Below are 10,314 nucleotides of genomic sequence, written 5' to 3' on the forward strand. Positions count from 1 at the left end.
TTCAGCGTCCGAGGGAGGGACCGGAGCGGTCCTGGGTCGGCGGCTGGTACCGGTACTGCTCCTGCGCCTGCCGGGTGTTCTCGCGGGCCCGTTCGGCGGCCTGCTGCCGGGCCTGCTTGATGTACGCGGCGCGCTGCTGTGCCTCGGTGGCGTGCTGGGTGGGGGCCTCGGTCGCCATGCGCGAGCGCAGCGACTTCTCCTCCTGCAGCTTGCCCGCCGTGGCGGCGTGCTTCCGCGCGCTGCCCTGCTGCTCCGTGGCCTGGCGCTCGGCGGCGTCGGCCTTGCGGGCGACGCCCCGGTCTGTGATCCGCTCGATCTCCGGGAGCCGTTCGCGCATCGCGGCGAGCCGGTTCTGCAGCTCGCCGACGTCGCGCGGGCCTTCCCGGCGGGAGCCCTGCTCCTCGAACAGGGCGACCGTCTCCGGGCTGCGGATCGCGGCCCACGCCTGACGTACGGCGTCGTCGGCGGCCCGTCCGGCCCGGTAGAGCTCCCGGTACCCCTCGGTCTCCTTCTTGTCGTACTCGGTGGCGATCTCCAGCGTCTCCTTGCGGCTGGTGCCGGCCAGCCGCAGCGCCAGGCGGGACTTGCCCTTGGCCTCGGCAACCCGGCGCAGGACCTCCTGGGCGTGCCGTACGGACTCGCGCGCCTGGTGCTCGTTGGCGCGCTCGGTCGCGGCGAGGGCGGCGAGCTCGTCGGCACGGTCCAGCACCGTGGCGACCTCGCGGCCCCGCTCCTGGCCGGGGGTGACGGGCGCGGCCAGGGCCTCGCGCCAGGTGGCGGCCTGGCGGGTGTAGTCGGCGGCCAGGCGCTCGGCGCGGTTGCCCTCGGCGGTGTGCTGCGCGATCAGCGAGGTGAGGCGCTGACCGGACAGGTGACCGTACTTGCGGTCGTCCCACACCTCGAACTCCGGCTCCGGCCGCTCCTCCTGCTCCTGCTGCGGCTCGGCGCGGGAGGCGAACCCGGCGGCGAGCAGCTGCTCCAGGCGGGCCTTCTGCTCTCCGGTGATCTGCGGGACGTCGCCGTCCTGCAGCCGCTCCCGGGCGGCGTCCAGACGGGCCTGGCGGTCCGCTGCGCGCTCGGTGGCCGTGTCGGGCTCCGCAGGGCCGGGGACGGCCTGTGCGGCGCTCTGAGCGGGCTCCGGGTGCTCCTGGACCGCCTCGGCACGCTGCTGTTCACCGTGGCGTTCGGCGGTGTCCTCGACGGCCCGTTCGTGCTCGGGCTGCACCTGGTGCGGGATGGGCGCGACGGGCCGGGCCTCGGGTGCCGGCGCGAGCTCGTCGGAGACCATCCGGTCGTCGGTGTCGCCCTCCAGGGAGTCGGCGTATGCGGCGACCGTCCGCTCCAGGCGCTCCTGGTCGCTGCGGGCCTCGCCGAGACGGAGACGGGTCTCCTCGCTCTCGACGACGTCGGCGGGCAGCCATAGGTGGGTGGCGATCCGGTCGCGGGAGATCGCCGGGTACAGGTCGTTCGCGGACGCGCCCACCCCGTAGGCCAGGGTGTAGTCGCAGGTGAGTCCCTGCGCGGCGGCGATGGTCATCGCGTAGCCGTGCTGCAGGGTGCCGTCGGCGATCTGGTCGGCGGTGATCCAGGCTCGCTCGATGGCGTATCCGCCGTCGTCGGCGGGGCGGCGCCATTCGACGGCGACCCCGCCCTTGGCGGCGTAGGTGACCTGTCCCCGGTAGCCGTTGAGGACGTCGACGTCGCCGCCGCGGCGGGTGCGGTAGTCGTTGCGCTTGATCCGGATGACGTCGCCGGCGGCGAGCTCCAGGCGCTCGCCGTTGACCAGCGCGTAGGTGTGGCCGCCGGACAGTTCGCCGTCCTTCTTGCGCAGCTCGCGTGCGCCGAGGTTGAGGACCTCGACGTCGGCGTTGCGCGCGGCGAGGACGACCAGGTCCTCGATCTGGTCGTGGACGTCGCCCTCCAGGCGGCCGACGAGGTCCTTCCACGCGCCGAGCATCTCGGCGTACGCGTCGTCGGGTGTCGCCACGGCGTGGACGCGTCCGTGCTCGGCGAGCATCGACAGCGCGGTACGCCGTCCGCCGTCCAGCCACGCCTCCAGCGCGGCCCGCTCCACCGCGTCCTTCTGCCGACGGTTCTCGCTGAGCTCCAGGCCGCCGACGATCTCGTGGGCGCGCTTGAAGCCGCCGCCGACGCCGATCGCCTTCAGCTGTGCCCAGTCGCCGATCATGACGACCTTCACACCGTTCTCGGCGGCCGCCGAGAGCAGTTCGGCGACGTCGCGGTCGTCCATCATCGCGGCCTCTTCGAGGACCAGGACGTCGGTGCTCGCCATGCGGCGGCCGCCGTCGCGGATGTCCATCAGCCAGGTGGTCACCGTGGCGCTCGCGATGCCGGACTCGGCCTGCAGCTTGGACGCGGCGACCGCCGCGGTGGCAGCTCCCGAGACGCGAAGGCCAGCGGCCTCCCAGCCCATCCGCGCCGCCGTCATGCTGGTGGTCTTGCCGGTGCCCGCCTTGCCGCGCTGCACGTCGACGCCGTGCCCGGCGGTGAGGAACCGCATGGTCATGGCGCGCTGTTCGGCGGACATGACGAACGGGCGCTTCGGGTCGGTGGTGCGCTGCGCCTCGAACGCGGCGATGGCGAGTTCGCCGGCGCGGACCGTGAGCTGGGCGGCGCCCTCGTTGAGCCGGTCGGCGGCCGTCTCGGTGATGGTCTGCTCGGCGGCCAGGATCGAGGCGTGGGTGTAGCGCTGGGGGTTGGTCAGGTGCGCCATGCCCTTGGTCGGCAGGGCGACCGCCTCGCCGTCGACGGCGAGCACCGCGTCGGTCAGGGCCTCGGCGGCCGCGATGTCGGGCACGCCGAACGGGCAGGCGTCGATCACGTGGGCCAGGACGTCGGCACGCGTGACGGACTTCCGGGACTCGGTCAGGCCGCCCTCGCGCCGCCAGATGAACGCGGCGATCTCCTCGGGGGAGGGCACGATCGGGCCGCCGCCGGGGCCCGCGACGGACGGGCCGTCGGGTCCTTCGGGGCCGGGGATCGCGCGCCGGATCATCGCGTCGACGTCGTCGACGACCGTCTCGGCGCGCTCCCTCCAGGCGGCGCGGACGTCGGCCTGGGTGATGGTGGTGTCCTTGCCCTCGGCGAGCTGGCGGGCGATCAGCTTCTGCTCGCCGGTGCTCGCCTCCTCGGCGGCCGCCGCGACGATCTGGGTGTTGCGGCGGGAGAACGCGCGGCGCAGGTCCTCGTCGATGCCGACGACCTCCCACGCGCCGGTCTCGGCGTGACGCTCCCACCGCATCCCGAACCGCTCGCCGGTCACCTGCCGCAGGCGGGCCTTCACCATCGCGTCGGTGGCGTGCGCGTGGCGCATGATGTCGCGGCCGCCGGCCCCGACGGTGCGCCACTTGCCGTCCTCGGCGTGCGCCATGTTCGCCAGGTTGCCGTGGACGTGCAGGTGCGGGTCTCCGACCTCGCCGCCGACCGGGCGGGCGGAGTAGTGCACAGTCATCCAGCCGAGGAACCCGGAGGTGTCGACGCGGTCGGCGGTCTTGCCGTTGCCGTGCTCACCCGCCATCGCGTACGCGGCCCAGCCCTCCAGCGCGCCGAACGTCTCGCGGGCCACCTCGAGGAACGCGCCGCGCAGTTCCTCGGACTTCTCCTCGCCCGCGAGCGCCACGGCGGCGCTGTAGGTCTTCGACAGATCCAGCGTCACGTCATAGCCGCGGTTGCCGACGCGGATCCGGGCGTCGGCGTACTCGCGGGCCTCCGCCACACCGCCGCGCCCGTACAGCTCGGTGAGGTCGATGCCGGTCGCCTCGGCGAGGTCCTCCGCCGCCCGGAAGGGGACGCGGTGGCGGTCGCCCTCGCGGTGCACACCGCGCTGCAGCCGGGCGAGACGCTTGACCAGTTTCTCGTCGTCGCCGAGCAGCTGCTCGACGCTCACGCCGCGCGTCGCGGCCGCCGCCTCGATCGCCTCGGCGAGCGGTCGCGCCTGCACCTTGCCGCGCGGGTCGACGGCCACCTTCGGCGTCACGAGCAGCTCGCCGGTCAGCGGGTGCCGGCCGTCCATCAGCAGCCGTGCCTGGTCCTTGTCGACGCTCTGCCCGGCGACCAGGCCGACGTCGGCGAGGCCGCCGCCGATCCACTCCAGATCACGCGCTTCGCCGAGGCGGTAGTCGACCTGCGCGTCGCTCTCCTCGACCTCCTGCTCCTGGTGCTCCAGGTCGCATCCGCACTGCCCGGTCAGCCGGTACTCCACCTGCTGCATGTCCGGGCCCAATGTGGTCACCCACGCCATCGCTACTCACCCCCTCCCGCGTTGATGATCTTGAAGTCCTTTGACGTATGGCGCAGCCATACCTTGGTACTTCTGCTGTTGATCTTTGGGTCCATGACAGTACCTCCGGATTGGCGGTTGACCAAAGAGGTCTTCCGGGAGCTGGCTATTGCACTGCTGACCTGCGCTGAAAGCGCGGTACAGCGGTGCGGGAAATGGGTCCGGTCAAGGCGAAATCGGACACCGGGAAGGCGGTCGTCAGACCGCGGTCCAGGGGGTGTGTGATAGAGGGCCGCAGCCGCCGTGCGGCGCGCGGACGGCGTGCCGCACGGCGGAGGCCGGCGGGCGCTCACCGGGGGCGCCAGATGGACAGCGCGCGGCCCTGGCCGCACAGCTGGCACACGCCGCGGGCGGCCGTCGACTGGTCCTCTTGGTGCCAGAGGTCCATCACCAGGCGGGTGAGGATCCGGACGCTTCCGGCGGGCAGCTGCACCGCGTACGGGGCGCCCTCGACGACGACGTCGGCGGCGGCGTCATCGAGCCGGTACGCCTCCGTGCCGACCGGCCGGACGACCTCGATGCGGGTGACGTCGGCGTCGACGGAGACGGTCACCGTGGGCGTCACGATGGGGAGCGGGGCGTCGGCCTGGTCGTCGTCGGCGGGCCGCAGCAGGAGCCACCAGGAGGCGTGCTCGCCGCCGTCGGCGTCGTGCTCGGGTGCCGCCGGGGTGAACGTGGCGAGCAGCTCGCGCAGCGCCCGTCCGAGGGTGGCGACGGCGAAGTCGGGGTCGGGGTGGCTGTAGGCATCTGACATCGGGGCGGTTCCTTCCGCGCGGGTCGGCGGCGCGTGATCACGCAGCCTTCCCCGGCGTACGGCATCCCGGGCGGCCGTGGGGCGGGCAACTTCGTCCGCTCCCGCCTGGCGGGCAACGATCTTGATTCCGGCTCCGTCTGGCGGGCCCGGTGCCCGGCGGCGGCCCGGATCGCCGGCCGGATCAGCGGTGCCCGGAACGCAAAAAGGCCCCCGCTCCAGCCGGATCATCCGGCGGAGCGAGGGCCTCGGGGTGTGCTGTCCGGTCCTACCTGCGGACCAGCGACGCGGGGTCGAACGCGATCGGGAACGGCTCGGCGACGTGGGCGACGGCACCCGCCAGGAGCGGCGGCTGGTCGGCGTACGCACCGTTGCGGAGGCGTCCGATCAGGAGCCGCGGCGCGGGCTCCAGCTCGATGCGCCAGTAGTGCTCGATGCCCGCCGCCGCGTACAGCGACGGCTTGAGCTTGCGGTCGGTGACCCGCGTCGACGGGGAGGCGATCTCCACCACGGCGAGGACGTCGTGTGCGGAGACGGCGACGCCCGATTCCTCGGCGGCCGCCGCGTCGATGATGGCCAGGTCCGGGATCAGCAGCCCGTCGGGGACGATGACGTTGATCCCCTCGAAGACCTCGACCTCGGCGCCGGCGGCTTCGGCGGCCTGCTCCAGCAGGTTGTGCAGCCGGTGCGATGCGCGCTGGTGGGGCAGGCCGGGCGCGGGGCTCATCATCAGCTGCCCCCCGACCAGCTCGACGCGCTGAGTCGTGTCCTCGGGCAGCGCCAGGACGGCGTCCAGCGTCCACGGTCCGGCGTGGCTGTAGGCGACACTCACGGTTCCTTTCACCTCCTTCGGGCCGGTCTCCAGTGTGACCCGGCGCGGTGGCCGCTGTCTTCCCTGGGACCGCCCGGCGTGGTCAGCGGCGGTACGGGCCGGGCACCTCGTACCCGTTGGCGTCCAGCCAGTCGAGAACGGCTTCGCGCTCCGCCTTGGCCTGGTCGTACTGCTCCCTGCTCGCCTTGCCGTCGATGGCGTCGGAGGCGATCCGGGAGGACCGGTCGGTGAACCACCCGGCCACCTCCCAGCCCTGCTTCATCCCGCCGACCGCCGGCGGGAGCTCCTGCCGTTCGGCGAAGGCCGCGGCCGCCCGCTCCGCCTCGGCGAGCGCGGCGTTGGCCTTCTCCGCCTCGGCGCGGGCCTGCGCGGTCTGCTCGGCGAAGTACGCGCCGATGGCCGCCGCGGCGTCGATGCCGTTCGTGTCGGTCACTGCGGTCACCGGTTCCGGCGGAACGGGTCGGTGATGTCGCCGCGCAGCACGCCGTGCACGAGCTGGGCGACCTCGGCGGCGCCGGCCTCGGTGACGGGGGCGTAGATGGAGTGCACCGTCGACCGGGTGGAGTTCGTCGACAGCTGCCACCCGCTGTCCGAGTAGAGCGCGACGGCCAGGCCGCCGGGGTCGTCCCAGCCGCCGGGGCCCGTTCCCCAGACGGGGCCGCCCGGAACGGGGGCGACGGCGACGCCCATGCGGACCGGGGTGGAGACGACCGTCAGGCCCTCGGCGGCCAGCGCGGTGCGCAGGTGGGCCAGCAGTTCGTTCAGCTCGGACGCGGTGCGCTCGGTCTTCGGGCGGCTGTGCTGCTTGGAGACCGCGTCGGCGGCGGCCTGGGCGAGCCAGCCCTCCTCGTCGGCGGCCTTGCGGTCCAGGCCGTGCTGCTCGGCGGTGGCGAGGTAGGCGTCCAGAAGCGCGGCGGCGTCGGTGACGAGACTGTCCGCGTACAGCCCGGCGTAACGGTCGTAGATGCGGCGGATCCGGGCGGGGGAGTCGGTGGTCGGGGTGCTCATCTGGTTCCCTTCATGGGTGAAGCCCGGGGCCGATTGGTGCGGCCCCGGGCTTCACTGTGTCGTGCTGCTGTGAGCGTACGGGGGCGAACTAGTCAGATGCCTTCGCCCGGGGGGATCGGGGTGTGCCAGGCCGCGTACTCCTGGCGGACGTAGGCGCGCGGTCCGCCGGCGCCGTCGGCCTCGATGGAGTCGGCGGCGAAGTCGCCGCGGCCGGTGTGGTGGACGACGTCGAACGTCATGAGGATGTGCGCCTCGCGGATCGCGCGGCTCTGCGCCGTGATGTCGTACGGCATCGCCAGGGCGAGCCGGTCGGTGAGCGCCGCCCGCCGCAGCAGCAGCGTGCGTTCCTCGGCGACGTCGTCGGTGCCGGTGCGGGCGGCCTGCAGGAGCGCGGTGGACAGCGCCAGGACGTCGGCGAGCTCGTCGTCCAGGGGCAGCGCCCCGGCGTACGCCTCGTCGGGGCCGGGTCCGTCGAACGGGACGGCGACCGGGGCCGGGAAGCCGAAGCGGATCGGGGCGCCGCGCTCGGCGAGCAGCACGTTGAGCGCCTCGATGTGCTTGTCGGCCTCGCGCTTCCACGACCGCTCGCGCAGCGTGTAGCCGTCGGCGCCGACCGGCTCGGTCTTCGGGGTGAGGATCGCGCGGGCGGTCACCGGTTCACCTCCGCCAGGGCGGCGGCCACGATCTCGGCGTGGTCGAACGCGAGCTGCGCCGGGAGGCCGGTGACGGGCCACCAGCGGACGGTACGGGCGTCGTCCCCGGCGACGATCGGGGTGCCGGCGGGAACGAGGGCGAGGTAGGCGTCGGTGCTGTACCTGCCGCGCGGGTCGCGGCCGGGCTGGTCCCAGGTGCCGATCGCGCGCAGCTGCTCGGGGTCCACCAGCACCCCGGTCTCCTCCTGGAGCTCCCGGGCGGCCGCCATGCGGCTGGTCTCCTTCCCGTCCCGGTGGCCGCCGGGCAGAGCCCACTCGCCCTCGTACGGCTCCCAGTCGCGCTCGATGAGCAGCAGGTATCCGTCCGGCGTCATGATCACAACGTCGGCGGTGTAGCGGGTCTCCTCGGGCATCAGCTCTCCTCGAAACGGTCGCGGGCGCACAGGCTGCAGAGGGTCATCTGCTCGTGGTCCTCGTCGGGGTCCAGGGCCTTGCTGAACGGGTCGTCCATCACCTCGACGTCGGGCTTCTGCTGACCGCACACCTGGCAGACCAGGGAGCGGCTCAGCGTCGCCACGGCGCGGTCGATGCGCTGCCCGGCGTAGTCCTGGATGTACGCCGCCGCCTCGTCCAGCTCGTCGACGGTGTCCGCCGAGGTGCTGAGCGCTGTGACGATGTCGCCGAGCGGTCCGAGGACGCCCGCCGCCTGGTCGTCGTCGCGGTGAAGGATTCGCAGAATCTCGACGCGGACGGCGGGGCCGGCGGTGGCCTTGGCCTCGGCGAGCAGCTGCTCCAGGCCGAGGCGGACGACGGCGGCCGCGGCCCGCACCTTGGCGATCTGCCGGTCCGCCGACAGCCGGTTCTCCTGGCGCGCGGCGACGATGTCCAGGGCGGCGGCCGCCGTGTCGGCGAGCGTGTCCCGTACGGGGACGCCGTGCCGCTTCGCGACGTAGACGAGGTAGCGGTTGCGCTCGGGGTTGGGGCAGTCGGCCGGTGCGCCGAGGACGGCCTTGCCGCTCTGGACGTCCAACCCGAACTCCACGTTGGTGGTGAAGCCGGGGAGCGTCTCCAGGTCGCGGGGGATCCAGAACAGGATCGCGTCGGCGGCGGCGCGGGCCTCGGTCTCCCAGCCGACCTGGTCGTCATAGTGCTCGGCGCGGACGCCGCCGCGCGACTCCGGGGTGAGGACGGTCAGCGGCTGCTCGCCGGTCCAGCGGGCGGCGAGCTCCTCGATGGCGGCGGGCCGCCAGGAGGGGACGTCGCCGCCGGCGCGCGGGGTCGGTCCGGCGATGAAGACGCTCGGGCCGGAGGCCGGGATCGGCTCGCGGGCGTAGACGACGGTGGGCGCGTGGCTGCTCATGCGTCGAACACCCCCGCCTCCTGCTGGGCACGGACGTACTCGGCGACCGAGCGGGCGGTGCCGCCCTCCAGGGCCTCGCGGACGTAGCCGGTGACCATCATGCTGCCCGCGTCCTCGACCCGGTCGGCCAGCACGCTGAGCTTGGTGAGGGCGGCGTCCCGCTCGGCGACCAGCCGGTCCCAGTCGGACTGGCCGGTCCAGGGGAGCGCGAGCCCGTCGCCCTCGACCCGGGGCACCACGTGGACGTGCAGGTGGAACTGGGTCTGCGTGGCGACCGAGCCCTTGGACGTGATGATGTTCGCGTCCTCGTGCTCCGCCATCAGCTCGGCGGCGCGGGCCATGGTCCGGGCGGTCACCTCGGGGTCGACCCCGGCGTCCGCGACGTGCGTGCGGGGGATCACCAGGACGTGGCCCTCGGTGCAGCCGCCGCGCGGCAGGATCGCCACGGTGTCGTCCCACTCGCGGACGACCGTCGCCGGGAGCTCGCCCGCCACGATCGCGCAGAACGTGCAGTCGGCGCTCATCGGCGGCCGCCCTTGCGGAGCGTGATCCAGGTGGTGACCAGCGCGGCGGCGACGCCGATCGCGCGGTGCGCCGCCTGGTCCAGCTCCATCAGCGCCGTACCGGGACCGGACACGTCCTGCACGGCCTCCGGGTACTCGGTGCCCTCGCCGCCGGCCTTGCGCACGACGGTGGCGTGCTTGATGTAGCCGCCCTTGCCGGTCTTCTCGGCGAGCCAGAGCAGCGGGTCGCGCCGGTCGATGATCCCGTGGGTGATCGCGTTGATCGCGGCGCCGGTCAGGAGCGCGGCCGCGGGGACGCGGTAGCCCAGGGTGCGGGTGACGGCGAGGGTGGAGGCGAGCTGCACGGCGGTGTAGCTGGCGACGTGGCGGGTCACCGAGCGGCGGCCGTACGCGCTGGCGGTGCAGGTCTTGCCGTCCTTGCCGTGCCGCCACGGGTCCGCCTCGACGGTGGAGCCGTCGCTGACGTAGACGCGGTGGGTGCCGTGCATCCCCTTGGTCGACGCGTCGTGGCTGTTCTGCACGAACTGGTCGCACAGCGGGTGGATCTCACCGAAGACGCTGGTGAGGGCGGCGACCAGGGCCAGGCCCTCAACTGCGCGGGAACGGTCGGACATGCAGGACTCCTTGATCGGAGAGTGCGGGGGCCGGGTGACCCCCGCACATCAATAATGCATCCTCGAAGGATGCATTTCTAGGGGGTTGGCATCTTTGAAGGATGCTTTTTCTTCGGGTGCAGATCAGACCGGGTGCGCAGCGGAGCCGACGACCCGGGCGCCCTCGCGGGGCGCCCGGGTCGGGCTTCTACGCGGCGAGCCGGAAGCGGTGGGCGAGCGCGGCCGGGAGGCGGCGGGCGGCCGCGAGGGCGGGGCCCCGGCGGCGGCGGCCG

General features: G+C 73.5%; 10 protein-coding genes. All 10 read right to left on the reverse strand.

Translation table 11 applies throughout. The features are described 5' to 3' along the window. Position 1: 1 nt before the first annotated feature. The gene (mobF, locus tag AC067J_RS40860; RefSeq protein WP_478307884.1) at positions 2-4,252 is read right to left on the reverse strand and encodes a MobF family relaxase; all 4,251 of its coding nucleotides are present in this window, start codon (positions 4,250-4,252) and stop codon (positions 2-4) included. A 337-nt stretch (positions 4,253-4,589) separates the two neighbouring features. Then, complete coding sequence (locus AC067J_RS40865) at positions 4,590-5,054, reverse strand: hypothetical protein (protein WP_478307885.1); 465 nt, start codon at positions 5,052-5,054, stop codon at positions 4,590-4,592. Positions 5,055-5,319: 265 nt separating this feature from the next. Further along, entirely contained in the window at positions 5,320-5,883 is a 564-nt protein-coding gene (locus tag AC067J_RS40870) for a Uma2 family endonuclease (RefSeq protein ID WP_478307886.1), read from the reverse strand. A gap of 82 nt (positions 5,884-5,965) precedes the next feature. Then, positions 5,966-6,316 (reverse strand): hypothetical protein, encoded by a 351-nt coding sequence (locus AC067J_RS40875; protein WP_478307887.1) that lies wholly within the window; start codon positions 6,314-6,316, stop codon positions 5,966-5,968. Positions 6,317-6,321: 5 nt separating this feature from the next. Then, positions 6,322-6,891: a hypothetical protein gene (locus AC067J_RS40880; RefSeq protein ID WP_478307888.1), complete on the reverse strand. Its 570-nt coding sequence runs from the start codon at positions 6,889-6,891 to the stop codon at positions 6,322-6,324. Between the two features lie 92 nt (positions 6,892-6,983). Next, entirely contained in the window at positions 6,984-7,544 is a 561-nt protein-coding gene (locus tag AC067J_RS40885) for a hypothetical protein (RefSeq protein ID WP_478307889.1), read from the reverse strand. Beyond that, positions 7,541-7,957, reverse strand: a complete 417-nt coding sequence (locus AC067J_RS40890) for an NUDIX domain-containing protein (RefSeq protein WP_478307890.1) — start codon at positions 7,955-7,957, stop codon at positions 7,541-7,543. Before AC067J_RS40890 ends, AC067J_RS40885 begins: the two co-directional genes overlap by 4 nt. Beyond that, on the reverse strand, positions 7,957-8,904 hold the full coding sequence (locus tag AC067J_RS40895; RefSeq protein WP_478307891.1) for a nucleoside 2-deoxyribosyltransferase domain-containing protein: 948 nt from the start codon (positions 8,902-8,904) through the stop codon (positions 7,957-7,959). The genes AC067J_RS40890 and AC067J_RS40895 overlap by 1 nt, the downstream gene beginning before the upstream one ends. Then, positions 8,901-9,428 carry an HIT family protein gene (locus tag AC067J_RS40900; RefSeq protein ID WP_478307892.1) on the reverse strand — a complete coding sequence of 176 codons (528 nt, stop codon included), beginning with the start codon at positions 9,426-9,428 and terminating at the stop codon, positions 8,901-8,903. Before AC067J_RS40900 ends, AC067J_RS40895 begins: the two co-directional genes overlap by 4 nt. Beyond that, complete coding sequence (locus AC067J_RS40905; RefSeq protein WP_478307893.1) at positions 9,425-10,042, reverse strand: hypothetical protein; 618 nt, start codon at positions 10,040-10,042, stop codon at positions 9,425-9,427. Before AC067J_RS40905 ends, AC067J_RS40900 begins: the two co-directional genes overlap by 4 nt. Positions 10,043-10,314 lie beyond the last annotated feature (272 nt).

This window comes from Kitasatospora sp. NPDC042419 (assembly GCF_056437345.1).

Excerpts from the sequence above, each read along its gene's own strand:
- AC067J_RS40865 (WP_478307885.1), bottom strand. The coding sequence starts at position 5,054 with ATGTCAGATGCCTACAGCCACCCCGACCCCGACTTCGCCGTCGCCACC.
- AC067J_RS40880 (WP_478307888.1), bottom strand. The coding sequence starts at position 6,891 with ATGAGCACCCCGACCACCGACTCCCCCGCCCGGATCCGCCGCATCTAC.
- AC067J_RS40890 (WP_478307890.1), bottom strand. The coding sequence starts at position 7,957 with ATGCCCGAGGAGACCCGCTACACCGCCGACGTTGTGATCATGACGCCG.
- AC067J_RS40895 (WP_478307891.1), bottom strand. The coding sequence starts at position 8,904 with ATGAGCAGCCACGCGCCCACCGTCGTCTACGCCCGCGAGCCGATCCCG.
- AC067J_RS40900 (WP_478307892.1), bottom strand. The coding sequence starts at position 9,428 with ATGAGCGCCGACTGCACGTTCTGCGCGATCGTGGCGGGCGAGCTCCCG.
- AC067J_RS40905 (WP_478307893.1), bottom strand. The coding sequence starts at position 10,042 with ATGTCCGACCGTTCCCGCGCAGTTGAGGGCCTGGCCCTGGTCGCCGCC.